The sequence below is a fragment of the Nocardia sp. CA-120079 genome, from assembly GCF_050955745.1.
GTDB lineage: Bacteria > Actinomycetota > Actinomycetes > Mycobacteriales > Mycobacteriaceae > Nocardia.
In genome coordinates this window covers 2,224,562-2,250,018 of the sequence record NZ_CP192088.1, presented here as the reverse complement: position 1 = coordinate 2,250,018, position 25,457 = coordinate 2,224,562, and the positions used below count along the sequence as shown (strand labels likewise).

The 25,457-nt window shown below is 66.7% G+C and carries 22 protein-coding genes; 5 read left to right on the top strand and 17 right to left on the bottom strand.

The features are described from left to right. Window positions 1-47 precede the first annotated feature (47 nt). From ligA to ACQPYR_RS10345, 4 genes are all read right to left on the bottom strand, one after another. A complete protein-coding gene (ligA, locus tag ACQPYR_RS10360; RefSeq protein ID WP_433630473.1) occupies window positions 48-2,162 on the bottom strand; it encodes an NAD-dependent DNA ligase LigA in 2,115 nt (704 codons plus the stop codon). Window positions 2,163-2,337: 175 nt separating this feature from the next. Beyond that, a complete protein-coding gene (locus ACQPYR_RS10355) occupies window positions 2,338-3,390 on the bottom strand; it encodes a methionine synthase (RefSeq protein ID WP_433635085.1) in 1,053 nt (350 codons plus the stop codon). Window positions 3,391-3,633: 243 nt separating this feature from the next. After that, window positions 3,634-4,755 carry a tRNA 2-thiouridine(34) synthase MnmA gene (gene mnmA / locus ACQPYR_RS10350; protein WP_433630470.1) on the bottom strand — a complete coding sequence of 374 codons (1,122 nt, stop codon included), beginning with the start codon at window positions 4,753-4,755 and terminating at the stop codon, window positions 3,634-3,636. Beyond that, complete coding sequence (locus ACQPYR_RS10345) at window positions 4,755-5,981, bottom strand: cysteine desulfurase family protein (protein WP_433630467.1); 1,227 nt, start codon at window positions 5,979-5,981, stop codon at window positions 4,755-4,757. Before ACQPYR_RS10345 ends, mnmA begins: the two co-directional genes overlap by 1 nt. Window positions 5,982-6,235: 254 nt before the next feature. On the opposite strand from ACQPYR_RS10345, the gene ACQPYR_RS10340 reads away from it, so the two are divergent. Beyond that, a complete protein-coding gene (locus tag ACQPYR_RS10340; protein ID WP_433630465.1) occupies window positions 6,236-6,481 on the top strand; it encodes a hypothetical protein in 246 nt (81 codons plus the stop codon). A 7-nt stretch (window positions 6,482-6,488) separates the two neighbouring features. Here the strand turns inward: ACQPYR_RS10340 and ACQPYR_RS10335 are convergent, their stop codons facing one another. From ACQPYR_RS10335 to ACQPYR_RS10310, 6 genes are all read right to left on the bottom strand, one after another. Then, window positions 6,489-7,460, bottom strand: coding sequence for an antibiotic biosynthesis monooxygenase (locus ACQPYR_RS10335; protein ID WP_433630463.1), 972 nt, complete (start codon window positions 7,458-7,460; stop codon window positions 6,489-6,491). A gap of 1 nt (window position 7,461) precedes the next feature. Beyond that, window positions 7,462-10,188 (bottom strand): molybdopterin-dependent oxidoreductase, encoded by a 2,727-nt coding sequence (locus ACQPYR_RS10330; RefSeq protein WP_433630461.1) that lies wholly within the window; start codon window positions 10,186-10,188, stop codon window positions 7,462-7,464. Then, window positions 10,185-11,012, bottom strand: a complete 828-nt coding sequence (locus ACQPYR_RS10325) for an FAD binding domain-containing protein (protein WP_433630459.1) — start codon at window positions 11,010-11,012, stop codon at window positions 10,185-10,187. Before ACQPYR_RS10325 ends, ACQPYR_RS10330 begins: the two co-directional genes overlap by 4 nt. Window positions 11,013-11,242: 230 nt before the next feature. After that, window positions 11,243-12,286, bottom strand: coding sequence for a lysophospholipid acyltransferase family protein (locus ACQPYR_RS10320; protein WP_433630457.1), 1,044 nt, complete (start codon window positions 12,284-12,286; stop codon window positions 11,243-11,245). 5 nt (window positions 12,287-12,291) lie between these two features. Continuing rightward, a complete protein-coding gene (locus ACQPYR_RS10315; protein ID WP_433630454.1) occupies window positions 12,292-13,119 on the bottom strand; it encodes a GNAT family N-acetyltransferase in 828 nt (275 codons plus the stop codon). A gap of 178 nt (window positions 13,120-13,297) precedes the next feature. Further along, complete coding sequence (locus tag ACQPYR_RS10310) at window positions 13,298-14,569, bottom strand: NAD(P)/FAD-dependent oxidoreductase (protein WP_433630451.1); 1,272 nt, start codon at window positions 14,567-14,569, stop codon at window positions 13,298-13,300. Window positions 14,570-14,680: 111 nt separating this feature from the next. Between ACQPYR_RS10310 and ACQPYR_RS10305 the strand changes: the two genes are divergently transcribed. Next, on the top strand, window positions 14,681-15,538 hold the full coding sequence (locus ACQPYR_RS10305) for a LysR family transcriptional regulator (RefSeq protein WP_387289476.1): 858 nt from the start codon (window positions 14,681-14,683) through the stop codon (window positions 15,536-15,538). Between the two features lie 37 nt (window positions 15,539-15,575). On the opposite strand, the gene ACQPYR_RS10300 is transcribed toward ACQPYR_RS10305, so the two are convergent. The 5 genes from ACQPYR_RS10300 to ACQPYR_RS10280 form a co-directional block, all read right to left on the bottom strand. Further along, window positions 15,576-16,337: an ABC transporter permease gene (locus ACQPYR_RS10300; protein WP_433630447.1), complete on the bottom strand. Its 762-nt coding sequence runs from the start codon at window positions 16,335-16,337 to the stop codon at window positions 15,576-15,578. Further along, on the bottom strand, window positions 16,334-17,356 hold the full coding sequence (locus ACQPYR_RS10295; protein WP_433630444.1) for an ATP-binding cassette domain-containing protein: 1,023 nt from the start codon (window positions 17,354-17,356) through the stop codon (window positions 16,334-16,336). The genes ACQPYR_RS10300 and ACQPYR_RS10295 overlap by 4 nt, the downstream gene beginning before the upstream one ends. 56 nt (window positions 17,357-17,412) lie before the next feature. Continuing rightward, the gene (locus ACQPYR_RS10290; protein WP_433630441.1) at window positions 17,413-18,033 is read right to left on the bottom strand and encodes a PadR family transcriptional regulator; all 621 of its coding nucleotides are present in this window, start codon (window positions 18,031-18,033) and stop codon (window positions 17,413-17,415) included. A gap of 93 nt (window positions 18,034-18,126) precedes the next feature. Continuing rightward, on the bottom strand, window positions 18,127-19,083 hold the full coding sequence (locus ACQPYR_RS10285; protein ID WP_433630438.1) for an electron transfer flavoprotein subunit alpha/FixB family protein: 957 nt from the start codon (window positions 19,081-19,083) through the stop codon (window positions 18,127-18,129). A gap of 109 nt (window positions 19,084-19,192) precedes the next feature. Then, complete coding sequence (locus ACQPYR_RS10280) at window positions 19,193-19,978, bottom strand: electron transfer flavoprotein subunit beta/FixA family protein (RefSeq protein WP_063047271.1); 786 nt, start codon at window positions 19,976-19,978, stop codon at window positions 19,193-19,195. Between the two features lie 193 nt (window positions 19,979-20,171). Here ACQPYR_RS10280 and ACQPYR_RS10275 point away from each other — a divergent pair, with 193 nt between their 5' ends. The 3 genes from ACQPYR_RS10275 (at window position 20,172) to ACQPYR_RS10265 (ending at window position 23,923) form a co-directional block, all read left to right on the top strand. Next, the gene (locus tag ACQPYR_RS10275) at window positions 20,172-20,975 is read left to right on the top strand and encodes a class I SAM-dependent methyltransferase (protein WP_433630434.1); all 804 of its coding nucleotides are present in this window, start codon (window positions 20,172-20,174) and stop codon (window positions 20,973-20,975) included. Window positions 20,976-21,125: 150 nt separating this feature from the next. Further along, window positions 21,126-22,658: a 1,4-alpha-glucan branching protein domain-containing protein gene (locus ACQPYR_RS10270; protein ID WP_433630431.1), complete on the top strand. Its 1,533-nt coding sequence runs from the start codon at window positions 21,126-21,128 to the stop codon at window positions 22,656-22,658. 11 nt (window positions 22,659-22,669) lie between these two features. Then, a complete protein-coding gene (locus ACQPYR_RS10265) occupies window positions 22,670-23,923 on the top strand; it encodes a glycosyltransferase family 4 protein (protein ID WP_433630428.1) in 1,254 nt (417 codons plus the stop codon). A 3-nt stretch (window positions 23,924-23,926) separates the two neighbouring features. Here ACQPYR_RS10265 and ACQPYR_RS10260 read toward each other — a convergent pair whose 3' ends face one another. Both ACQPYR_RS10260 and ACQPYR_RS10255 read right to left on the bottom strand, forming a co-directional pair. Continuing rightward, on the bottom strand, window positions 23,927-24,472 hold the full coding sequence (locus ACQPYR_RS10260) for a DUF1697 domain-containing protein (protein WP_433630425.1): 546 nt from the start codon (window positions 24,470-24,472) through the stop codon (window positions 23,927-23,929). A 96-nt stretch (window positions 24,473-24,568) separates the two neighbouring features. Beyond that, the gene (locus ACQPYR_RS10255; RefSeq protein ID WP_040693897.1) at window positions 24,569-25,318 is read right to left on the bottom strand and encodes an acyltransferase; all 750 of its coding nucleotides are present in this window, start codon (window positions 25,316-25,318) and stop codon (window positions 24,569-24,571) included. Window positions 25,319-25,457 lie beyond the last annotated feature (139 nt).

Genomic DNA, 25,457 nt, shown 5'->3' with positions numbered 1-25,457 from the left:
ATACCTGAAGCCAGGTTCAGGTCAAGGAGTATTCGCCGAGGGCATATCTACTCCTCGGCTTCGGCATCCTCCGCGGCCGTCTCCGGTGTCACCGCCGCCGGGCCCTCCTCGAGCAGCTTGCGGAACCCGTCCTCGTCGAGGATCGGCACACCGAGTTCCTCCGCCTTCGCGGCCTTGGAGCCCGGCGAATCACCGATCACCACGAATGCCGTCTTCTTCGAGACCGAACCCGCGGCCTTACCGCCGCGCACCAGGATCGCCTCCTTGGCGCCGTCGCGGGAAAACCCTTCCAGCGACCCGGTTACCACGATCGATAGCCCCTCGAGCGTGCGCGCGATGGACTCGTCGCGTTCATCGGCCATCCGAACGCCTGCGGCACGCCACTTGTCGACGATCGCGCGATGCCAATCGACGGTGAACCATTCGGCGACGGCGGCGGCAATGGTCGGGCCGACACCGTCGGCGGCGGCCAGTTCCTCGACCGCGGCATCCTGGATCCGATCGAGACTGCCGAACTCCCTTGCCAGCACCCGTGCCGCGGTCGGCCCGACGTGCCGGATGGACAACCCGACAAGCACCCGCCACAGCGGCCGATTCTTGGCGGTCTGCAAGTTCTCCAGCAGTCGCTTGCCGTTGGCGGACAGACCGCCGTCCTTGTTGGCGAACAGCGTGGTGGTCAGTAGTCGGGCCTCGTCGAGGTCGAACAGATCGCCCTCATCGGTGATCGCACTCGACTTCAGCAGATCATTGGCGGCTTCGTAGCCGAGCGATTCGATATCGAACGCACCGCGACCGGCCACATGGAACACCCGCTCCCGCAGCTGTGCCGGGCAGAACCGCTGGTTGGGACAACGGATATCGGCGTCGCCCTCCTTCTGCGGCGCCAGCTCGGTGCCGCATTCCGGACAGTGCGTCGGCATGACGAATTCGCGCTCGTCGCCGGTGCGTGCGTCGACCACCGGGCCGAGCACCTCCGGAATCACGTCGCCGGCCTTGCGGATGGTGACGGTGTCGCCGATGAGCACGCCCTTGCGCTTGACCTCGGAGGCATTGTGCAAGGTGGCCATGGCGACCGTGGAGCCCGCGATGGAGACCGGTTCCATCACCGCGAACGGGGTGACCCGGCCGGTGCGCCCGACGTTCACCTCGATATTCAGCAGCTTGGTGGTGGCCTCTTCGGGCGGGTACTTATAGGCGATCGCCCAGCGGGGGGCACGCGAGGTCGAGCCGAGCCTGCGCTGCAGCGCCATCTCGTCGACCTTGATCACCTGGCCGTCGATTTCGTGCTCGATATCGTGACGGTGCTCGCCCCAATAATTGACGCGCTCGATCACCGCATCGATGCCCTGCACCAATTTGGTGTGCTCGGAGACCGGCAGACCCCATGCGGCGAGCGCGCGGTAGGCCTCGTGCTGTGAGGTCGGGGTGTAGCCCTCGATGCGTCCGAAGCCGTGGCAGATCATCCGCAGCCGCCGCCGCGCGGTGACCGCCGGATCCTTCTGGCGCAGCGAACCCGCCGCGGTGTTGCGCGGATTCGCATACGGCGGTTTGCCCTCGGCCACGATCGCCGCGTTGAGGGTCTCGAAATCCTCCAGCCTGAAGTAGACCTCGCCGCGCACCTCGAGCAGCTCCGGGATCGGGAACTCCGAGGTCGCGGTCAGTTCGCCCGGAATGTCCTCGATGGTGCGCGCGTTGAGCGTGACGTCCTCACCGGTGCGCCCGTCGCCGCGGGTCGCGCCGCGCACCAGTCGCCCCTTCTCGTACACCAGGTTCAGCGCGACACCGTCGATCTTCACCTCGCACAAGTAGTGCAGATTCGACCCGGTCTCGGCTTCGACCCGGCCGGCCCAGGTGCGCAGCTCGTCGAAGTCGAAGACATTGTCCAGCGACAGCATTCGCTCGAGGTGGTCCACGGCGGTGAAATCCGTCGCGAATCCGCCGCCGACCAGCTGGGTCGGCGAATCGGGCGTGCGCAGATCCGGATGTGCGTCCTCGAGCGCCTGCAGTTGCCGCAGCAGCTTGTCGAACTCACCGTCGGAGATGATGGGCGCGTCCCGCACGTAATACCGGAACTGGTGCTCCCGAACCTCGTCCGCAAGCCGCTGCCACTCCACCCGCTGCTCCGCCGTGGCCGGCTCCGCCGCAATGTCGCTGTCACTCACCCAACGCACACTAGTCGAGCCCACCGACAAGTCACCGCCACATTCCCGCACGTCGCGGCGGACTATCCGGGCAGCGGATCCTGTCCGAGGTGACGTTGCCCGTTGATAGCGCCCGCCCGCACCGCCGCGAATCCGTAGTCGATCATCTCCGTCTCGTACGCCGCGGCACCGGGCGTCAGGAGAAGTCCAGGGACTCCGGCTCTTCGGCGAAGGCGCGGGCCACCTCGGTGGAGAGGCGCAGGGCTCGGCGGGCCCATTCGAGTGGGGCACCGCCCAGGCCGCAGGCGGGAGCGACCAGGATCTGGGAGGCCAGGACGGTGCGACGCAGGCCGAGGCGGTCGATGAGTCGGACGCCGGGTTCTGCGATATCTCGCCAGGTCGGGGGTTTGCCGGGTTGTGTCGCGGGAACGAGGCCCAGGGCCAATTGCTTTCCCGCGTCGAGCGTTTCGCCGATATCGTCGAGTGCGCTGGTGGTGATGGTAGCCATATCGAAGCCGATCGCGGTGGCCGCGCTGTTACGGAGGCAGGCTAGGGCGGGCGCGTCGGCGCAGGTGTGGACCAGGACCGGGGCGGCTTGGGCGGTGATGACCGCGTCCAGCACCGCGAGTGCCTCCGGTTCGGGCACCGCGCGCACCGTGTTGAGCACACTGACGCCGCGCAGGGAGCCGTTCAGCACATCGGTCAGTGATGGTTCATCCAGTTGCAGAACGACTTCCGCGCCGAGACGTTTGCGCACCTCGTCCACATGCTGGGCAAGTCCTTCGGCCAGGGATTCCGAAATATCGCGCACCGCACCGGAATCGGTGAGCACGCGGTGTCCTACGGGCAGTTCGAGTTGGGCCGCGAGCGTCAGCGGACCGGTGGCCTGCAGTTTGACCGTGCCTACCGAACCCGCTGTCGCCCAGGCCTCTTCGAGTGCGTCCAGATCCGACCTCAGCAGATCGCGCGCACGCCGCGAGACCGCACCGGGCCTGGCCGCCAGCCGATAACCCCGCGTGGTGGTGTCGAACCGCATATCCACCAGGAGTGCCGATACACGGCCGATCATGTCCGAACCCACACCGCGTCCGGGCAATTCGACCAGATGTGGCAGATCCGGCAACTCACCGATGATGGTCGCCGCGGCCTCCCGCGGCTCGGTCCCCGGCCAGGAGCCGACGGCGGTCGCGATCCCGCCCGGAATACGCACGGGTGCCTGCGCCGGGATTTTGCCTGATTCCTCGGCGATTTCACTCACGACTGCGCCTCGCTGACGCTCGGCTCCATGGTGCGCGAGTACACGCTGTACTGATGGCTCGGTCGCCGACGCTCGCTGTGTCGATAGTTCACTCGCTGCCGCTCGCTCACTGCGTTGCCCCTACGCGGGGTATGCACCCCATTGTGCGGGGTATGCACCCCATTGTGTGGTGGATCCCGGTCCGCACCGGGACGAAGCGATTTCGCTTGCCGCGCCGTCCGATGTCGGCGTCACTCACTGCCTTGTGCTCGCGCCCGCGCTACTCACAGAGTCCGACGCATCGCGCGCGGTGCCGGTGATGGTGCCGCTGCCGATCACCTGGTCTCCCGACGCATCCGGGCGATACAGCACGACGGCCTGGCCGCGGGCCACACCGGTCAGCGGCTCGCGCAGTCGCACGATCAGCCCGTCGCCGACCGCCTCGGCCACGGCCGCTGCGGTTCCACCGTGCGCGCGCACCTGCGCCACGCACTCGATCGGCCCCTCGGTAGCAGTGCCGGAGGTCCAGACGGCGCGCTCGGCCGCTACGGTCCACACCTGCAGGTCCTCGGCCGAGCCGACGCGGACGGTACCGGAGTCGGGATCGATCTCGGTGACATAGCGCGGCTTACCGTCGGCAGCCGGTCCCGGCAGTCCGAGCCCCTTGCGCTGACCGATCGTGAACCCGTGCACGCCTTCGTGATTCGCGAGCACCTGCCCGTCGGAATCGACAACCGCACCGGGCCGGATGCCGATCTTCGCGCCGAGGAAGGCACGGGTGTCACCGGACGGGATGAAGCAGATGTCATGGCTGTCGGGCTTATTGGCCACCGCGAGCCCGCGCTCGGCGGCCTCGGCGCGGATCTGCGGCTTAGGGGTGTCGCCCACCGGGAATATGGCCCGCGACAGCTGCTGCGCGGTCAGCACCGCGAGCACATAGGACTGGTCCTTGTCCGCATCGACGGCACGGCGCAGCACACCGTCCGCGAGCCGGGCGTAATGCCCGGTGACCACGGCGTCGAAGCCGAGGGCCACCGCACGGTCGGCGAGGGCGGAGAACTTGATCTTCTCGTTGCAGCGCAGGCACGGGTTGGGCGTCTCACCCGCGGCGTAGGCGGCGACGAAATCGTCGATCACGTCTTCCTTGAAGCGGTCCGCGAAATCCCAGACGTAGAAGGGGATTCCGAGCACGTCGGCGGCCCGCCTGGCGTCGCCCGCGTCCTCCTTCGAGCAGCAACCGCGCGAGCCGGTGCGCAGGGTGCCAGGTGTCGCGGACAGTGCCAGATGTACACCGACCACCTCGTGACCAGCGTCGACGGCACGTGCCGCCGCCACGGCCGAATCCACACCACCACTCATCGCGGCGAGTACCCGCATCAGACACCTCCCTTCGCGCCGGCCAGACCCGCGGCCATGGCCCTTTCCACAATCTGGGGCAAGACATTCAGCACCGCGTCCACATCGGCGCGCGTCGAGGTGTGCCCCAACGAAAAGCGCAGTGAACCGCGGGCCTGCCAAGGCTGCACGCCCATGGCGATCAACACGTGACTCGGGGTGGCCACACCCGCATTGCAGGCCGACCCGGTAGAGCATTCGATCCCGGCCGCGTCCAGCAGCATGAGCAGCGAGTCACCTTCGCAGCCGGGGAAGGTGAAGTGCACATTGCCGGGCAACCGTCGCGCACCGTCCGGACCGCTCAGCACCGCATCCGGCACGGCGTCGCGGATGCCCTTGATCAACTCGTCCCGCAGCGCGGTCAATTCCTTTGTGCGCGTCGGCAACTCGGTCACCGTGTAGTTCAGTGCGGTGGCGAGTCCGACGGCCGCGGCGGTATCGGAAGTCCCGGAGCGCAGATCGCGCTCGTGCCCGCCGCCGTGCAGGAGCGGCACACACGGCACCTGCCTGCCGAGCAGCAGCACGCCGACACCGTGCGGTCCGCCGACCTTGTGCCCGGCGAAACTCGCCGCCGAAAGCCCGCTGGCCGCGAAATCGATCGGCAGCTGCGCGGCGGCCTGGATCGCGTCACTGTGCATGGGCACACCGAATTCCTGTGCCACCGCGGCCAATTCGACGATCGGCGCGATGGTGCCGACCTCATTATTGGCCCACATGATGGACACCAGTGCGACCTCGTCGACATGTTCGGCCAGCGCATCGCGCAGCACCCGCGGCGACACCACACCGTCGGAGTCGACCGGCAGCCAGGTCACCTGCGCGCCCTCGTGCTGCTCCAGCCACTCGACGGCATCGATGACGGCATGATGTTCGGTCGAACCCGCGATAATCCTGGTCCGGCGCGGTTCGGCATCATGGCGGGCCCAGTAGATGCCCTTGATCGCCAGATTGTCGCTCTCGGTCCCACCGGAGGTGAAGATCACCTCAGAGGGCCGGGCGCCCAGATCGGCGGCGATCGACTCGCGTGCCTCCTCCAGCATCCGCCGGGCCGCACGTCCCGAACCGTGCAGTGACGAGGCATTGCCCGCCATCCCGAGGGCAGCCGTCATCGCCTCGATCGCGGCAGGCACCATCGGAGTGGTCGCCGCATGATCGAGGTAGACCGTCTGGGGCGCCCCATGGACCGGACCCGCAAAAGCCGACTTCATGACCGTCAAAGCCTATCCCACCGTTGACCTGCACATCTTCGGGGTATCCCGCCGCAGTCGCCTATTTGCCCACGACTCACCCCCGATGCGCAACCCGATGACCACCTTCCGGTATTCCCCGTCCCGGCGCGTCCTCGATGGTCAGCGCCCCGTCCCGGCGGCAAATCCGAGCCGGCGGATCCGCTTCCTGAGTAGTGTTCGGGTAGTCGATCGATGCTTCGGAAACCAGCCGCTGGTGTGGAAAACGCGAACCCATGGTCACTCATCGCAGCAGGCCGATCGTCACGATCGTGGCGGTCGCCGCGTTGATCGCAGCGTGCACGTCCGACCGGTCCACGACATCGGGCGGTAGTACCGCCGGTCCCGATGCCGCCCCGGTCGCGTACCGGGAGCCGGTCAAGCTGACAAGCAAGGACGGCGTTCTCGAGGTACGGCTGTCGGCGCATCAGGGCACGGTCGCCCTCGTCACATTCCCGCACCGATTGCGCCTTCACCGCTAGGCGGCCGTTAGGGCAACGACCACAGCTTGGTCGTCACCAGGTAGAAGATGACGACCCACGCCAGCATGACGGCGACGACAATGGCGATGCCATGGCGGTTCGTCTCGGCCGCCGGTGTATCCGAGGGCGGGCGCAGCCACCGTCGCAGCAACCGGTTCACGTAGTACGGCATCGTGAAGAAACTCATCACGAAACTGGACAACAGGTTGCCGATGAGCAACCCGAGCCAGAGCGGCATCTTCAGGGGCGACAGTGCGAGGGTGAGCAGCACGACGGTCGGGTAGAGACCCACCCATACCGCGATGGCGGTCTTGGTATCCGACGGAGCCGCAGTCTCGTTGCCGTTCTCGTCGAAGGCGAACCAGCTGCCGAACGAGTTATCGATGGTGCGCAACTCGAAGTCGCTGAACTTCTCGCCCTCGGCGAGGAGTTCTTGCCGCCGCTTCGAGGTGAGCCAGGTGGCCAGGTTCGCCGCGGTATCGAAGCGGTAGAGCGCCGTCCACTCGTCCTGCACACCCTCGATCGGGCGGAACAGCTCGGTGCCGCGGAAGCCTTCGAATTTCGCCTCCTCCCGGCTCAGATCTGCTTGCCACGCAAGGAAATCCGCGACGCTGTCGGGTGTCACGCGATGGGTGACCACGACCGTCACGAGTGGGTCCACCGGTCGCGTGCCGCCGCTGATGACCTGCTGGGTCGCGGGGCCGTCGAAGTATTGCCGCCCAACATCGAGGAATTCCTGACGGGTGGCGCTGTTTATCCAATCCTGGAGACGACCGACGGAGTCGAAGCGGTAGACCACGACCCATTCGGGCTGCACCGCGGTGGCAGGGGCGATCTCGGCTCCGAGGAATCCCGGATAACCCGATGCCGCGGCGTTCAGGTCCTCCTGCCAGGACCTGAAGGCCTCCTCGGAACCCGGGCGCACCTTCTGGCCGATGATGACCGTCGCGACGCTGTCGGTGAGTTTCCCGGCTCCCATCTCAGTTCCCGCACGGCTCGGGTCGAACCGGAACCGGTATGAGTCGCCGATAGATGCGCTCGGGCGTGAGCGGCAGCGCGCGGAATCGGACGCCCGTCGCGTCCTCGAGCGCATTTGCCAGCGCGGGCGCGACCGGGTTGATGCAGCACTCCGCGATGCCTTTCGAGTGCATCGCCCCGACGGAATCGGCGGAGTCGACCGTCAGTACTTCGGTGCGGGGAATGTCGGCGTAGGCCGGGATGCGGTAGTTGCGCAGGTTCGGGTTGACCATCACGCCGTTCGTGTCGACGTGGAAGTTCTCGGTCAGCGCGAAACCGATGCCCTGCGCGACACCGCCCTCGATCTGGCCGCGTACCTGCGCCGGGTTGATGAGGACGCCGGCGTCGGTGGCGTGCACGCTGTAGAGGACGCGGATCTCCCCCGTCATGCGGTGCACGGCGATGCGGAAGCCGTGGGTGTTGAAGACGACGCTGCGCGGTGACCCGAAGGCCTTGCGCGCCTCGGTCAATCGGATGCCGCGACCGCGCGCCACCTCGATCAGCTCCGACAGCGATACGCGGCGATCACCGCAGACGATCCCGGTGTCGTCCATTGCGCACGAAGCGATATCGACACCCGCATGTTCGGCCGCCAAGAACAGCATGCGATCGCGCAGCGCCTCGGCCGCCCGCAGCACCGCGTTCCCGGCGACGAAAAGACCCGCGCTGGCGAATGCGCCGGTGTCGAAACCCGTTCGGTCGGTATCGGATTGCACCAGGCGCACCCTTGCCGGTGTGGTGCCGAGCCGGTCGGCCGCGATCTGCACGTGGGCGGTCAGTGTGCCCTCGCCGAATTCGACGGTGCCGATGGCGAGTTCGTAGCTGCCGTCGTCACCGAGGGTCAGCCAGGCCTCGGCGAGGTGGTCGGTCGGGGGCGCGGTCTCGTGCAGCGTGCTGGCGGTGCCGGTGCCGATGAGCCACTCGGCTCCGGGTGGCGGCTCGACGGCGTTGCGCCGCAACGCGTCATCGACGAGATCGATGCATCGGCTGAGGCCGTCCTCGCCGAACATGACATCGTCCGGGCCGTCGTCGAATGCGACGAGACCATCGCCGGGACGCACGATATTGCGCCGCCGCAGCTCGAGCGGATCCATATCGAGCGCGACGGCCAGCTCGTGCATGGCCGACTCCATCGCGAATGCGGGCTGGGTCATGCCGTAGCCGCGCAGCGCGCCGCCGGGCACGCTGTTCGTATAGACCGAATACGCATCGAACTTCTTGTTGGCGCAGCGGTAGCACGCGACGGCGGCCCCGCCTGCGAACAGTGTCTCGCCGCCGTGGTTGCCGTAGGCACCGGTATTGGACACGTTGCGGACCTGGATCGCGGTGAGCGTGCCGTCGGTTCGCGCGCCGAGCTTCACGGTCAGCGACATCGGATGCCGCGGTGAGGCGGTCGTGAACTCCTCTTCGCGCGTGAACTCGAAACAGACCGGCCGCCTGGTATCCAATGCGGCGAGGGCGACCAAATCCTCGGTGATGACCTCCTGCTTACCGCCGAACGCACCGCCGACCCGCTTGCAGAACACGCGCACCTGATCTGGACGCAGGTCGAAGAGATAGCCGAGCTTGTTCTTGGCGATGGAGGGCGATTGGGAGCTGGTCCGTACGTGCAGGCGACCGTCCTCGATCCACGCGATCGATCCGTGCGTCTCGAGATGCGCATGCTGAACCCGCGGCGAGGAATACGTGCCCTCGTGGATCACATCGGCCTCGGCGAAGCCCGCCTCGACATCACCGACATGCCCGTGGATCTCGAGCAGGATGTTGTGCTCGGGATCGTGCACGAACGGGTCGTGCGAGCCGTGCAGTTGGGGTGCGCCGTCGGCCATCGCCGCTTCCGGATCGAAAACCGCGGGCAGCACCTCGTACTCGACGACCACCTTGCGGCAGCCCTCCTCGGCGGCCGCGACGGTGTCGGCCAGCACCGCGACCACGCGTTGACCGACGAAGCGCACCACGTCGTCGAGGATGTAGGTGTCGCTGGGATCGACGAGATGATCGTTGTGGATCGCGGTCGTGAAGCGCTTGCGCGGCACATCTTCCCAGGTATAGACGCGATGCACACCGGGAACCGCGAGCGCCGCGGTCTTGTCGATCGACACGATGCGGGCATGGGCGTGCGGAGAACGCAGCAGCTTCAGGTGCAACATGGCGTCGATCGCGGTGTCCATGGTGAATTCGGCGCGACCGGTCACCACCTCGGCGCCCGCCGGAGCACCGACGCTCGTCCCGATTACTCTGCCCGGCCGGGCGACCTCGATCTCGGCGACACCGTGCACCGCGTCTTCGATCGCCCGGTAGCCGGTGCAGCGGCAGAGGTTGCCCTTGAGCGCGCGCGAAAGGTCTTGCCGCTGGGAGTCGGTGAGCGCCACCGCGGTCATGATCATGCCCGCGGTGCAGAAGCCGCATTGGAAGCCGGGACCGTCGCGGAACTGTCGCTGCATCGGGTGCATGTCCTGCGGCGAACCGAGGCCCTCGATAGTGGTGACCGCACGTCCCTCGGCACGGAATGCGGGCGTGATGCAGCTGTGTACGGGATCGCCGTCCAGCCATACCGTGCAGGCGCCGCAATCGCCCGCGTCGCACCCCTTCTTGACACCGTGGCAGCCGAGCGAGCGGAGGAATGTGCGCAGGCATTGACCCGGATTCGGCTCGGCGTCGAAGGTATTTCCGTTCACGGTGTATGTCACGGCGGACCGCCTTCGATGAACTCGACGCGGATCTCCTCGGCGAAGTACCCGGCCAGATGCTGCCGATGGTCGGGCGTGCCGTTCGGGTCGCTGAACCACAGGTCTTCAGGGATGGCATCGATGCGCTCGCGCAGCACATCGGCGTCGGGCATGGTGTCGAACGCCAAGCACACCGGACGAGTGGTCCCTGCGGTAATGGTGAGCAGCAGGTCCGCGGCCCCTGGCGACTGGGTGGCGATCAGGAAAAGCGTCGAGCGGCCGAGGCGCGTCAGGCTGAAGCGCCGGTGCGTACACCGCTTGCGAAGCGCGGTGATCGGGATATCTATGCGGCGCAGGATCTCGCCGGGGCCGAGGACGTTCCGGTGGTCGCCGAGGACGAAGTCGGCGGCATCGACGGTGCGTTCGGATCCGTCGGCGGCCCACACCGTGTATGTGGCTTCGAGCGCGACCGTCAACGTGATCATCGGGCCCGCGGGCAGCGACATGCAGATATTGCCGCCCACCGTCGCCGCGTTCCAGACCTTGAACGAGGACAGGAAAGCCTCGCAGCACGTGGTGAACAGCATCCCGGCGGGCCAGTCACTCGGCGGCGCATAGGAATTCAGCTCGCGGATGGTGCACGTCGCGCCGATCTCCAGGCCCGCTGCACTCGGCACCAGGCTGTCCCAGCCGAGTGCGGTGAGATCGATGAGACGGCGCAGCTCCGGCTGCTCGGTCGAGAACAACCACGTTCCCCCGGCCAGCCACGCGTCGCCATCGCGCCAGGCCGCGCCCGGTCGGTCGGAAGGTCGCCGAACGATATCGGTGATCGTATTGAGATCCATAGCGCCGCTCCCTCTGGGAAGGTGCCGCCGATCGCCCGCCGAGTTCGATCACGCAACGAATCCGCCCCGTTGGGGCATCGCCGATCACGTACTCGCCTTGGGTCAACGTACCCGAACCGAGCGCGACCCGGGCCAGCAATCCCGCAGCCACCCACGCCGACGCTTTCGCGGCCGAAACGGCGGAGGCCGACCGGGCACTCGCCCGGTCGGCCTCGTGCCGTGCCCTTCGATCAGTCTGTGGACACTGCGGACTCGGCAACCTGGTGGCCGACTCCCCTGCGCCGGAACGGTCGCAACCGCCGCGACGGCCGTTGCTGCTGCGCCTCGGCCGACTCCGGATCCTGTACGCGAGTTGCCGTCGCCTCGATCCAATCCGATGCCTCGATGGCACCGTGGCGCGACAGGTCCGCGCCACGCACCACCTGTTCGCACCGGCGAGCCAGATCACGGCGATCGAGTCCCGGATTCTCGACCGGCTCGAGCACCACCTCGGCCACCATGCCGCGCGAGCGCAGAACCCGCTTCGCCGAGGTGCCGAAGGTGTCGTCACCGACGAATCCCGGAATGGTCGACTGGGTGCCGTGTGCGTCCAGATACCGCAGGCGCACCGGCTGCACCGATGTTCCGGTATCCACCGCCGCCTGGAAGAGCGCGGGCCGCATAGTGCCGTAGGCGCGGCCACACCAGGTAGTTCCCTCGGGGAATACCGCGACCCGGTCCCCCGCCGCCAGCCGTTCACCGAGACAGGCCACCACACCGGGCAATTCGCGCAGCCGTTCGCGTTCGATCGGAATGACCCGCATCAGCTTCGCCAGGCCGCCGAGCAGTGGCCAATCGACCATATCCGCGCGGGCCACGAAGCCGAGTGGCTGCACGGCGGCCATGACGACGACATCGGTCCAGCCGATATGCCCCGCCACGATCAGCAGACCTTCGCCAGGATCAGCGAAGCGTGTGTCGCTCGACTCGCCCGCATCGGAGAGGCCGACGCCGACCCGGTTCGCCGCCGACCGGTTGTCGACAACCCGCAACCGAATCCCGAGACAGCCGAGCAGAGTTCGCGCATAACGCCGCTGCAGTTGTTCGCGCCGTCGGCGCGGCGTCACGACATTGACAACGGGAAAGCTGACCAGCAACCCGGCCACGCCGAATAGCCGGCCGATCACCCGTGCGGTGCCGATCTCATCGACCGGATCGATGCAGCCGGGCCCACACGGGCTCGACGGCATCCAGGAATGTGCGGTGCGCTCTGCGGGCGGCGCGTCGAACACCATCTGACTCACCGTCCCCCGTCGAGTGCATTGGCCGCGTCTTGTAATCGGTTGAGGTAGCGGGTGTTGATCGTGTTCAGACCGAGCAGCGCGACGAAATCGGCGACCGCGAAATCCGGATCGTGTGCGGGTTCACCGCAGATCTCCGCGCCCAGCCGCAGGTAGCCGCGCAGCAGCGGGGGCAGCTTCGGGCGGGCGGGCGGTGTCATCTGGTCCAGCGTCAGCCCGTCGACGACCACCGGGCGATGGGGGTGCACCCGTCGCTCCGGATCGGATCCGTGGCGGCCGAGCAACATATCCCGCACGCCGCGCACATTCACACCGGCCGGATCGGCGGGAGTGTCCTGCATGGGCACCGAGACGCAGCCCATCACCCATTCGTATCCGGTGAGCTGGATGTAGTGCAGGATGCCCGCCCACATGAGGGTCAGCACCGAGCCGTTGCGGTGGTCGGGCACCACACACGCACGGCCCATTTCCACGATCCGGTTGCCCTCCGGATCCAGTTGGGCCAGATCGAATTCGGTGGCCGTGTAGTAGCCGCCCGCGGCAGTCACCTTGTCCGGCGGCAGCATTCGGTAGCAGCCGACGAATTCCTCGGTCCGGTCGTCGCGGACCAGCAGGTGGTCGCAGTGCTCGTCGAAATGGTCCGCGTCCAGACCCGTTCCGTTGTCGGGAATCCGGAAGCCGGGCTCACTGGCGAAGACGCCGTAGCGCAGGCGCTGCGCGGCCAGTCGGTGCGCCGAATCGGAGGAGACGACCAGCGAATACCGAGACCGTTCCGCCCCGGAGTCCGTCGGTCGAGCCGGGGCTGTCAACACGGACGAAATAGTCATATCCGTGATGAAGCCAGTCCGAAACTGCGCCCTAGCAACCTCGAAGTGTCGCCGCGATGCCGGTTCGGTGAACGAGATGATGATCACACCGAGCGTTCACCGAACTGTCGCGTCGCGTTCCGTCTCCCGCATCGCTACCGCCGCCTTTTGCCTGATCCGTGACCTTTTCGCCAGCAGATCAGGCGGCGTCGCGCTCCGATATCCGCACCGGATCCCGCACCGTGTCCACCTCGTCGAAACCGGGACGACCCGTGCCGATGAAGGCGACGAGCCACGAGGCCACGGCGGCGAAACGGTTGCGGAACCCGACCAGGTACAGCAGGTGCACCGCGAGCCACATGGTCCACGCGATGACGCCGCGGAAGGTGATGTGCTCGTTGAGTTTCACCACCGCGCTGAACCGGCTGATCACCGCCATGCTGCCCTTGTCCCAGTACTTGAACGGGGTGCCCGGCAGCTGCTTGCGGCGAATGATGTCGGCGGCGTGCCTGCCCTCCTGCATGGCGACCGGCGACTGGCCCGGATAGCCGTTGAGCGAGGTCATATCGCCGATGGCGTAGATATCGGCATGTCCGCCGACGGTCAGGTCCGGATTGATCAAAAGCCTTCCGGCGCGGTCGGTTTCGCAGCCGGTGGCCTCGGCCAGGATCTGTGCGAACCCGCCCGCCTGCACACCCGCCGACCAGACCACCGTCTCGGCCGCGATCCGGCGCTCGATGCCCTGCTTGTCCTTGACGGTCACCTTGCCGTATTCGATATCGGTCACGAAGGTGCCCAGCAGCACCTCGACACCGCTCTTGGTCAGCGATGCCTTCGCGTATTCCGAGAGTCCGCCACCGAAGGGCGGCAGCACCTCGCCCGCACCCTCGACCAGGGTCACCGAAACTTCTTGGTGGTAGTGCCGTTTCGCGAGTTCCTTCAGCTGACCGGCAACCTCGACACCGGTCGCGCCCGCGCCGACCACCACGAAGCTCAGCAGTCGCTTGCGGGTCTCCGCATCCGCGCCCTCGGCCTCGGTGAAGACGCGTTCGATCTGTGCTCGAAGCAACTTCGCATCGTCGATGGTCTTGAGCGAGAACGTCTTATCGGCGAAATCGTCGCGGCCGAAGTACGACTGCGAGGCGCCGGTGGCGGCGATCAGCGAGCCGTAGCGGATCTGCGTGCGCTCGCCGTCGTGCTCGTAGGTGAGCACCGCGTTGTCGGCGTCGATGGCGACGACCTTGCCGAGCCGGACGTCGGCTTCCCTGTGCCTGCGCAGTACCGAGGCGATCGGCGGCGCGATCTCGTGCGATGCCAGCACACCTGTCGCGACCTGGTAGAGCAACGGCTGGAAGAGATGCTCCGGAGTGCTCGAGATAAGAACGTAATTGATGCCCGATTTGGCCAACTGCTTAGCGGCGGCAAGCCCCCCGAATCCCGATCCAACGATGACAACATCTGCGTGTTCCATGACAGCCTCCTTCTCTCATTACCAACCGTCATTCGAGCCGCAGATATTTCAGGTGTTCAGGCGCATAATAGATATGACTCTTATCTGGATCACTCATGAATTGGAGATCAAGTGGAGCTTCGCCAGCTCACCTACTTCGTCGCGGTGTGCGAGGAGCTGAGTTTCAGCAGGGCCGCGGCCCGCTGCTACATCTCCCAATCGGCGATCAGCCATCAGATCGCCCGATTGGAGCGTGACCTCGGCGTAGCCTTGTTCGAGCGTTCGACCAGGGCCGTTGTGCCGACCGACGCGACCATGCGGCTACTTCCCCTGGCTAAACAGATGCTCAGTCTGGAGTCGGCCATCCGCGCCACCGTGCGCACCTCGGGGCACCGCATCCGGCTGGCCGCCAATATGTCATTCGCGACCCGATCCCTGTCCGCGATCGCCGGGGCGCGCGCCGCGCATCCGGATGCCGAGATCGAATTCGTCATCAAACCGTTCCGGCAACGAATCACCGCGGTGGCCGACGGCGACTGCGATCTCGCACTCATCCGCGGCAGTGTCGACGAGCCCGGCCTCGCGGTGGAGAAGCTGTGGATCGAGGACCTCGTCATCGCCACCTCCGCCGCCCATCCGCTGGCCCCGCACGACCAGGTGACGCTGGCGGATCTGAGCCCGTATCCACTGCTGCTCCCGCCCGAGCAGGAACAGGTCCTGCTGCACAATGTGATTCGGGCCGCCTTCGCCGAACTGTCGGCGGGCCCCACCTTCGGTCCGCCGATTCCACCGGACCACACCGCGACCATGGAGCTGATCAATCGCCCGGACGCGTGGACGGTGCTCTATGCCGACAGCCCGACCGAGGGCTTGGTCGTCCTGCACCTCGCCGAGCACCGACTACGTATTCCGGTCTCCGCCGTCTTGCGCAGCGATGCGCGCCGCTCGCCGATCCTCACCACGCTGCTGTCCGGATTGCACCGCCGCTGAGATCTGCTGTCACCGAGCAGATCTCGCGGCATCGGTGTCAGGCGTTCTCGCGGGTGAAGCTACGTGCGCCGATCACCATCGCCACCGCGGCGACCGCCAGCGTGAGCCCGGTCCCGAGATACACCTCGGACGCACCGTAGTCACCGCGGAACAGGGCCCTGGCCGCATCGACGGTGTGCGAGAACGGATTCACCTTGCCGATCGTGCGCAACCAGCTCGGCCCGACACTCAACGGCAGCAGAATGCCGGACAGCAGCATCAGCGGCACCGCGAGACTGTTGAGCACCGAGGCGAGCACATCCTCGGATTTGGCCCACAGACCCAGCGCATAGGACGCCGCAGCCAAACCTGCTGCCATGACCGCGATCAACAACACCGACAGCACCACGCCGAGCGGATCCGGCCGAACCCCGAAGGCCGCCATGGCAACTCCGACGAGCACCAGCGCCTGGACGACGAGCACGACCATATCTTTGAGCACGCGCCCGGTCAGCAGCGCGCCCCGGCTCGCCGGTGTGACCCGCTGCCGTTCGACGACCCCCGCGCGCAATTCCGCCACAATGCTGAATCCGACGTAGATGGCGCCGAACAGCCCGGTCTGGATGACCAATGCGGGCGTGAGCAGCTTCCACGGATCGGAATCCGCGCCGAGCGACGGTGCGATGCCCTTGACGAGCGGCCCGAACAGCACCAGATAGAGCACCGGCTGGGACAGACCGATCAAGACCCACACCGGATTTCGCAGATTTGCCCGCAGTTGGGACCAGAAGATCAGTCCGGTCTCGCGCATGAACCTCATGAGTGACTCGCCTCCCGCAGCGAACGCCCCGTAATGGTGAGAAAGACATCGTCGAGGCTGGGACGTTTGACAGTGAGCGCACCCGGTACGAGACCGCGCTCGTCCATGGCACGCAACAGCGGCACGACCGCGGCATCGCCGCGATCCACGGTGAGATGCACCAGCGTCGCACCGATACGGTTCGCACCGGCTTCCTCCGAGCGCACCAGCGAGCGCACCTCGAGCACCGACTGGGCGACCTGGAGTGCGAGATCCGCATGGCCGTCGTCGATTTCGAAGCTCACCACGTCACCGGAGATGCGACGCTTGAGTTCGTCGGGCGAGCCCTCGGCGACGATGCCACCGTGGTCCATGATCAGCAGCCGGTCGCACAGTGCGTCGGCCTCGTCCAGATAGTGGGTGGTGAGCACGACCGTGGTGCCCCGCTCGCGCAGGCGCCGGATGTGCTCCCACAGATTCGCGCGGCTCTGCGGATCCAGGCCGCTGGTCGGCTCGTCGAGGTAGATCAGCGTCGGGCCGTGCACCAGGCCGAGCGCGATATCGACGCGGCGGCGCTGACCGCCGGAGAGCTGGTTGCATTTGCGGCGGCCGAGGCCGTCCAGGTCGAGTGCGACGAGTAGTTCTTCGGCATTGGCCGTGGCCTGCGCCTTGGTCAATCCGAAAAGCCTTGCCTGCAGCACCAATTCGTCGATGACCAGGGCATCGTCATTGGTCATTCCGCCCTGGGCGACGTAGCCGATGCGCGAGCGCACGGTTCGCTGCTCGGCCCGTAGATCAGCGGCGGAGATGACCGCCTTGCCCGCGGTCGGGGCGATGAGGGTGCTGAGCATCCGCAGTGTCGTGGTCTTACCCGCGCCGTTGGGGCCGAGCAGACCGAGGATCTCGCCCTCGTACACATCGAAGTCGACGCCCGTAACCGCTTGGACGGGGCCACTTTTGGTTTCAAACGTCCGCGCCAGCCTGCGTACCCGGATCACCGAGGTGCGAGTGCGATCACGAACGGAGTCGATCGTTTCCACCTGAACAACGGTAGAAACGATCGACCAAATAGTCAAGCTTTATTATTCAGTCTTGATCAGTCGATGATGGCGCTCCGGCCGTCCACCCGCGTCGAGAACCGCTCCCAGACCTCCAACTCGCCACTTTCGATGCGTTCCAATGTTTTCCGCGACCAGCGCAGATCGGCGCGGACATGTTCGGAGGCCAACCGGATCGCGTCGGCGACGTGATGCGGTTCGGTCTCCGCCGGATCGCCGCTACCGGCCATCACGCGACGCTCCTCACGATCGAGTTGCTCGAGTTCGGCCTCGAATTTCTTGATCCGGCTGCGCAGCGCGGCGACGACCTCGTCGCGAGGCGCCTGCGGCAGCAGCGCGATCGCCGCGGCATAGGGATGCTTCGGCTGCTCGGCATCCCACAGTGCGTCGCGCAGCAGCTGCGCGAAGACCTTCTCCCCCTCGGCGGTGAGCCGATAGGTCGTGCGCTCCGGCCGCGCACCGTCCTGCCCGACGCCCTCCACCGCGATGAGCCCGTCGCGCTGCAAGGTATTCAGCGCGCCGTACACCGAACCCGGTTTCACATTCGCCCAATTGTCCGCCCGCCAGGACAGCAACTCCCGACGAACGTCGTAACCATGTACCGGCGCCAGCAGTCGCACCACGGCGAGCACCAGCATCCGAGTCGTAGGAACAGCCATATCCGCAGGTTATCCCACCCGGTGTGGACAGTATGAAAACGAAAGTGGCCCCGGCCGTTTCCCAGCCGGGGCCACTCGAGCAGCAGTGCTGTGTCAGCCCTTGTGGGCCTTCACAGCTTCGGTCAGCTGCGGGGCGACATTGAACAGGTCGCCGACGATGCCGTAGTCCGCGATCTCGAAGATCGGGGCCTCTTCGTCCTTGTTGACCGCGACGATGGTCTTCGAGGTCTGCATACCGGCGCGGTGCTGGATGGCGCCGGAGATGCCGAGGGCGATGTAGAGCTGCGGGGAGACCGTCTTACCGGTCTGACCGACCTGGAACTGGCCCGGGTAGTAGCCCGAGTCGACCGCGGCACGCGAGGCACCGACGGCGGCACCAAGCGAATCGGCCAGCGCCTCGACGACCGAGAACTTTTCGGCGGAACCGACACCGCGACCACCGGAGACGACGATGCTCGCCTCGGTGAGCTCCGGACGGTCGCCACCGACGACCGGCTCGCGCGAGGTCACCTTCACGACGCCCTCTTCCTGCGCGGGCACCTCGACGGTCACCTTCTCACCCGCACCGGCCGAGGCGGTGGCCTCGACGGCGCCCGGGCGCACCGAGATCACCGGCACGTCGCCGGTGGCCTTGGCGTCGACGGTGAACGCGCCACCGAAGATGGAGTGCACGACCGAACCGTCGGACTTGACGTCGATGACATCGACGAGCAGGCCGGAGCCGATGCGCGCGGCGAGGCGGCCCGACACCTCCTTGCCCTCGGCGGTGGCGGCGACGATCACGGCGGCCGGGGAAATCGACTCGACCAGACCGGCGAGCACGTCGACCTTCGGGGTGACCAGGAAGTTCTCGACATCGTCGGATTCGGCGATGTAGATCTTCGCGGCGCCCGCGGCGGCCAGCGCGTCGGCCAGCTTCTCGCCGGTACCGGCCGGGCCGGTCACGACTGCGGCGGGCTCACCCAGCGCACTCGCGGCGGTGAGCAGTTCGGTGCTGACCTTCTTGATCGCACCGTCGGCGTGCTCGACGAGCACAAGTACTTCTGCCATTTGTGTTCTCCTGAGTCTAATTTGCGGTGTGAGCTACGCCCTGCGTGGTCACGCTTCGCTACCTCCTCCGGGCGCTGAGCTCCCACCGCGGGAGCAGTCTCGGGCGGGATCAGATGATCTTCTGACCGACCAGGTACGCGGCGATCTTGGTGCCGCCGTCGCCCTCGTCCGCGATCTTCTCGCCCGCGGTGCGCGGGGGCTTCGGGGTGGCCGCGGTGACGGCGGTGCCCGAGTTGGCGACACCGACGGTCGACGGGTCGACGCCCAGGTCGGCCAGCGTGAAGGTCTGCACTTCCTTCTTCTTCGCGGCCATGATGCCCTTGAAGGAGGGGAAGCGCGGCTCGTTGATCTTCTCGGTGACGCTGACGATGGCCGGGAGGGTGGCCTCCAGCTTGAACACGCCCTCGTCGGTCTCCCGCTCACCGGTGATCTTGTCGCCGTCGACGCTCAGCTTGCGCAGGTGCGTCAGCTGCGGCAGGCCCAGGTACTCGGCGATGATCGCGGGCACGGCGCCTGCGCGACCGTCGGTGGCCTCGTTGCCCGCGATGACCAGCTCGACACCCTCGACCTGGCCCAGCGCACTGGCCAGCACCCAGGCGGTCTGCACGGCGTCGGAGCCGTGGATCGCTGGATCGTTGATGTGGATGGCCTTGTCGGCGCCCATGGACAGCGCCTTGCGAATGGCCTCGGTGGCACGGTCCGGACCGGCGGCAAGCACGGTGACCTCGCCGCCCTGGGCCTCCTTGATCAGCAGCGCTTCTTCGACGGCGCGCTCGTTGATCTCGTCGAGGACGGCGTCGGCGGCTTCGCGATCGAGGGTGAAGTCACCGTCGGTCAGCTTGCGCTCGGACCAGGTGTCGGGAACCTGCTTGATGAGTACGACGATGTTCGGCATCGGTCTTCGTCGACCTCCTGTTCTGGTTACACGTGTGTGGTGGTCGCACGAGCGGCGCCGTACGTCCTTAGTTTGTAGCTCAGGGCGTGACACTACCCTACGTTAAGTTACTCACGGGTAACTTAGTCGCTTCTCTCTCACAACGGTGGTCCTGGCGATACTCTGCGGCCGCCTTACCAGTAACGTCGGAGCGATGAGCGAGGCTGTGATCCCTGCCGCAGTGGGCACCACCCCGGGCATTACTCCCGAGTCGGTCGTGGAGCCGTTGCCGCTGACCGGCGAGCGGACCGTACCCGGCATCGCCGAGGAGAACTACTGGTTCCGTCGGCACGAGATCGTCTACGCACGCCTGCTCGAGCGTTGCGCCGGAAAGACGGTGCTGGAGGCGGGATCCGGTGAGGGTTACGGCGCGAACATGATCGCCGATGTGGCCACCAAGGTGATCGGCCTCGACTACGACACCAGCGCGGTCGAGCACGTGCGCGCACGCTACCCGCGCGTGGAGATGATCCAGGGCAACCTCGCCGCGCTGCCGCTGGAAGACGAGTCGGTCGATGTCGTGGTGAATTTCCAAGTGATCGAACACCTCTGGGACCAGGGCCAGTTCATCCGGGAATGCCTGCGGGTGCTGCGACCCGGCGGTGAACTGCTGATCAGCACGCCCAATCGGATCACCTTCTCCCCCGGGCGCGATACCCCGCTCAACCCGTTCCACACCCGCGAACTCAATGCCGACGAACTCACCGAACTGCTCGTCGACGCGGGTTTCCAAGTCACGCTCATGACCGGAGTGCATCACGGATCGACGCTGAAGGCGTTGGACGCCAAGCACGGTGGCTCGTTCATCGATGCGCAGATCGAGCGCGCGCTGGCCGGGGAGCCGTGGCCCGCCGAGCTGACCGCCGATGTCGCCGCGGTCGCCATCGACGATTTCGCATTGATCACCGAGGACATCCATGCGAGCCTCGATCTGGTCGCCATCGCGGTGAAGTCGTGAGTGAGCGCAGCGAACGAACCATGTCACAGCGCGCGTTGCGCACGACGGAGCCGAGCGTCAGCGAGGCGCAGTCGTGAGTGAGCGCAGCGAACGAACCATGTCACAGCGCGCGTTGCGCACGACGGAGCCGAGCGTCAGCGAGGCGCAGTCGTGAGCAGACAAGAAGTTCCCGGCCAGTTCACTCTGGTCCTGCATTCCCATCTGCCCTGGCTGGCCAACCACGGCCGCTGGCCGGTCGGCGAGGAATGGCTCTACCAATCCTGGGCCGCCTCTTACCTTCCGGTCGTCGATGTGCTGAGAACCCTTGCCGCGGAAGGCCGTTCGCACCTGCTCAGCCTCGGCATCACGCCGGTGCTCGCCGCCCAGCTGGACGATCCGCATTGCCTTGCGGGCATGCATCATTGGCTCGGCAACTGGCAACTGCGCGCCGACGAGGCCGCGATGGCGGGCAATATCGCACTCGGCAGGCATGAGCACCGGCTGGCGGCGGCGGCACTCGCGGAATTCGAACAGCACTGGCGTCACGGCGCGGCGCCGGTGTGGCGGCAGCTCATCGACGCCGAGGCCATCGAACTGCTCGGTGGCCCGCTCGCGCACCCGTTTCAGCCGCTGCTGCACCCGCGACTGCGCGCCTTCCAGCTCAGCGCGGGCCTGTCCGATGCCCGGCAGCGCTGGGGCCACACCCCGACCGGCATCTGGGCGCCCGAATGCGGCTACACCCCCGGCATGGAGACCGGATACGCGGCCGCGGGTGTGACGCATTTCATGGTCGACGGACCCGCATTGCGCGGCGATACCACCCTCGGCCGACCGGTCCGGGAATCGGATGTGGTGGCCTTCGGGCGGGATCTGCAAGTGAGTTACCGGGTTTGGTCGCCCAAGTCCGGCTATCCCGGGCAGAGCGCATACCGTGACTTTCATCACTATGACCACGCGACGGGTCTCAAGCCCGCCCGCGTCACCGGCAAGACGGTCGCCGGTCCGGACAAGGCCCCGTACGACCCGGAACTGGCGGCTGCGGCGGTGGTCCGCGATGTCGACGATTTCGTGCGGACCGTGCGCGAACGGCTGATCGGGGAATCGGCGCGCATCGGACGTCCGGCCCTGGTCGTCGCCGCATTCGATACCGAATTGTTCGGACACTGGTGGCACGAGGGTCCGCAGTGGCTGGACCAGGTGTTGCGGGCACTGCCCGAGGCGGGCGTCACCGTCGGCACGCTGGCCGATGCCAGGGCGCGCGGGTTCGTCGGCGAGCCGGTGCCGCTTGCCGATTCGTCCTGGGGTTCGGGTAAGGATTGGCGAGTATGGGCCGGTGACCAGGTGAAAGACCTGGTGGATCTGAACGACGATATTGTCCGGGTCACCCTCGATACGGTCGACAAGATGCGGGCCGCGGACGGCGGCGCCGCGCTGCGCGACCCGGTTGCCGATCAACTGCTGCGCGAGGCCATCCTCACCGTCTCCAGCGACTGGGCATTCATGGTCAGCAAGGACTCCGCGGCCGGCTACGCACGCGACCGCGCGCACCGACACGCCCACGCCGTACGGGAAATCGCCGCCGCCGTCGGGGCGGGCCAAGTCGCCAAAGCACACCAGTTGGCGGCAGGATGGGGGGCGGCCGACGGCTTCTTCCCGAGTTTGGACGCACGGCGGCTGGCGATCGCGGACCGAGACTCCGCCTGATAAGGACATTCATGAAGATCTTGATGGTGTCGTGGGAGTACCCACCGGTTGTGGTCGGTGGGTTGGGCCGGCATGTGCATCACCTGGCGGTCGAACTGGCAGCGGCCGGTCACGAAGTGGTCGTGCTCGCCCGCCGCCCCTCCGGCACCGACTCCGTGACCCACCCCACCCACTCCTTCATCGCCGAGGGCGTGCTGGTGGTCGCGGTCGCGGAGGATCCGCCGTGCTTCGACTTCGGCGAAGACATGCTCGCTTGGACGCTGGCCATGGGCCATGCCATGGTGCGCGCCGGTGTGGCCCTCGGCAAGCCCGGCATCGGCGACGGCTGGGTCCCGGATGTCGTGCACGCGCACGACTGGCTGGTCGCGCATCCGGCGATCGCGCTGGCCGAGTACTACGACGTGCCGCTGGTTTCGACCATCCACGCCACCGAGGCCGGGCGGCACAGCGGTTGGGTCTCGGGCCGGGTCAACAAGCAGGTGCATTCGGTCGAGTGGTGGCTGGCCAATGAATCGGATGCGCTGATCACCTGCTCGACCTCCATGCAGGACGAGGTGGAGCGGCTCTACCGGCCCGAGCGGGTGCCGATGACGGTCATCCGCAACGGAATCGATGTGGGCGCGTGGACCTTTCGGCCGCGCGCACCGCGCACCGGTCCGCCGCGTCTGCTCTATGTGGGTCGGCTCGAGTACGAGAAGGGTGTGCAGGATGCGATCGCCGCGCTGCCGCGCATCCGCCGCGCCCACCCCGGCACCACGCTGACCGTCGCCGGTATCGGCACCCAGTTCGAATGGCTGCGCGAACGCGCCCGGGTACATCGGGTCGCGCGCGCGGTGACCTTCGCCGGTCAGCTCGATCACGAGGAACTGCTCGGCTGGTTGCACGGCGCCGATGCCATCGTGTTGCCGAGCCGCTACGAACCCTTCGGCATCGTCGCGCTCGAGGCGGCCGCCGCCGGTACCCCGCTGATCACCTCCACCGCGGGTGGTCTCGGCGAGGCCGTCATCGACGGCGTCACCGGCGCATCCTTCGCACCGGCGGATGTGGACGGCATCGTCGAAGCCGTGCGCGCCACCCTCGACGATCCGGCCGCCACCCAGGACCGCGCCTACGCCGCGCGCGAACGCCTCACCGCCGACTTCGCCTGGGATGTGGTCGCTGCCGAAACCGCCCTGGTGTATTCCTCGGCCAAACGCCGCGTCCGCAACCCCATCGGCCGCCCTACCATCATCGAACGTCCCCTCCCCGAGCGCGATCCGAAGTAGCGCCTAGCTCTCCATCTTCTTGACGATCTTCTGGATGGTGAGCCAGGTGCGGGTGGTGATCTCCTTGCTGTAGGTCTTCTCCATCCAGGCCATGAAATTCGGGGTGCGCGGTTCGGTGTTGTCGATGACCGAGAGGACGACGCGGGCGGCGGTGTCGTAGCCGACGATCCGGACACCGGGTTCGGTGTGCTTGCGCAGTTCTTTCGCGACGTTCGGCGGTGCCTGTTTGAGGAAGGTCGCGGTCAGGTAGGTGCCGCGGCCGTGGGTCAGGCCCGGAAACGGATCGGTGTCGAGCAGGTCGCGCAATTCGTCATAGGTGCGCACGATGGTGCCGCCCGGAATTCCGAGTTCGCTGTTCAGCGCGTCCTGGATGCGGGCTTCCAACTCCGCGATATCGGTGTCCGCGGTACGGAAGACCACATTGCCGCTGGCCAATACCGTGGCGACCTTCTCGAATCCGAGCCCATCGAACACCCCGCGCAGCTTCTCCCCCTTCATATTGGGGTTCGTCGGCATGATCCCGCGCAACAGCGCCGCGTACCTGTTCATGACGTGACCGTACCGACTGCCACCGACGCATACCGGAATACTCGGCCGAGATGGCACGAGCCCCGGGTCCGTTCCGGATCCCGGGGCTCGGTGGGTTCATGCCGACTGGGTGGCGCCGTTCTTCTTGCGCTCGATATCTTCCAGCGCGGCAACGTATTTGGCGCGCTCCTCGGCGCCGGCCTCCCAGGTCGCCTTGCGGTTCTTGACGACCTTGGCGGGCGCGCCGACGGCGATGCTGTAGTCCGGAATCTCGCCCTTGACCACCGCGTGCGCACCGAGCACACAGCCGCGGCCGACGCGGGTTTCGCGCAGCACCGTCACCTTGGCGGCGATCCAGGTATCCGGCCCGATGCGGACCGGGCTCTTGACGATGCCCTGATCCTTGATCGGCATATTGATGTCGTCCATGCGGTGGTCGAAGTCGCAGATGTAGCACCAGTCCGCGACCAGCGTGGATTCACCGATCTCGATATCGAGGTAGGTATTGACGACATTGTCCTTGCCGAAGACGACCTTGTCGCCGATGCGCAGCGAACCCTCATGGCAGCGAATGGCATTGCCGTCGCCGATATGCACCCAGCGGCCGATTTCCATCCGACCCAATTCGGGGGTCGCGTGGATTTCGACGCGTTTGCCGAGGAAGACCATGCCGCGCAGCACGATATGCGGATTGGCCGCCTTGAATTTGAACAGCCGGTAGTACCGCACCAGATACCAAGGCGTGTACGCCTTGTTCGCGAGCACCCAGCGCAGCGACGCCAGCGTCAGAAATCGCGCTTGCTGCGGATCCCGGCGACGCGAGCCGCGCCACCGCGAGCGCAACGGTGCGCCCCACATGCTCGTCACGAAGTCATCTCCTGTCGTGGTCCTTGACATGGCGACCGTCCCGGTCGCGACGGCTAGAGCTTATCCCGTCGGAAAACACCGCCGGGACCCGTACAACGTCGGCGGACCCTCCCGTACAGTGATCGCTGCGCCGCCGACG

Bases quoted from the DNA above. Each gene is read 5' to 3' on its own strand.
- mnmA (WP_433630470.1), bottom strand. From the start codon at position 4,755: ATGCGGGTACTCGCCGCGATGAGTGGTGGTGTGGATTCGGCCGTGGCG.
- ACQPYR_RS10345 (WP_433630467.1), bottom strand. From the start codon at position 5,981: ATGAAGTCGGCTTTTGCGGGTCCGGTCCATGGGGCGCCCCAGACGGTC.
- ACQPYR_RS10340 (WP_433630465.1), top strand. From the start codon at position 6,236: ATGGTCACTCATCGCAGCAGGCCGATCGTCACGATCGTGGCGGTCGCC.
- ACQPYR_RS10335 (WP_433630463.1), bottom strand. From the start codon at position 7,460: ATGGGAGCCGGGAAACTCACCGACAGCGTCGCGACGGTCATCATCGGC.
- ACQPYR_RS10325 (WP_433630459.1), bottom strand. From the start codon at position 11,012: ATGGATCTCAATACGATCACCGATATCGTTCGGCGACCTTCCGACCGA.
- ACQPYR_RS10320 (WP_433630457.1), bottom strand. From the start codon at position 12,286: ATGGTGTTCGACGCGCCGCCCGCAGAGCGCACCGCACATTCCTGGATG.
- ACQPYR_RS10315 (WP_433630454.1), bottom strand. From the start codon at position 13,119: ATGACTATTTCGTCCGTGTTGACAGCCCCGGCTCGACCGACGGACTCC.
- ACQPYR_RS10310 (WP_433630451.1), bottom strand. From the start codon at position 14,569: ATGGAACACGCAGATGTTGTCATCGTTGGATCGGGATTCGGGGGGCTT.
- ACQPYR_RS10300 (WP_433630447.1), bottom strand. From the start codon at position 16,337: ATGAGGTTCATGCGCGAGACCGGACTGATCTTCTGGTCCCAACTGCGG.
- ACQPYR_RS10290 (WP_433630441.1), bottom strand. From the start codon at position 18,033: ATGGCTGTTCCTACGACTCGGATGCTGGTGCTCGCCGTGGTGCGACTG.
- ACQPYR_RS10285 (WP_433630438.1), bottom strand. From the start codon at position 19,083: ATGGCAGAAGTACTTGTGCTCGTCGAGCACGCCGACGGTGCGATCAAG.
- ACQPYR_RS10280 (WP_063047271.1), bottom strand. From the start codon at position 19,978: ATGCCGAACATCGTCGTACTCATCAAGCAGGTTCCCGACACCTGGTCC.
- ACQPYR_RS10275 (WP_433630434.1), top strand. From the start codon at position 20,172: ATGAGCGAGGCTGTGATCCCTGCCGCAGTGGGCACCACCCCGGGCATT.
- ACQPYR_RS10265 (WP_433630428.1), top strand. From the start codon at position 22,670: ATGAAGATCTTGATGGTGTCGTGGGAGTACCCACCGGTTGTGGTCGGT.
- ACQPYR_RS10260 (WP_433630425.1), bottom strand. From the start codon at position 24,472: ATGAACAGGTACGCGGCGCTGTTGCGCGGGATCATGCCGACGAACCCC.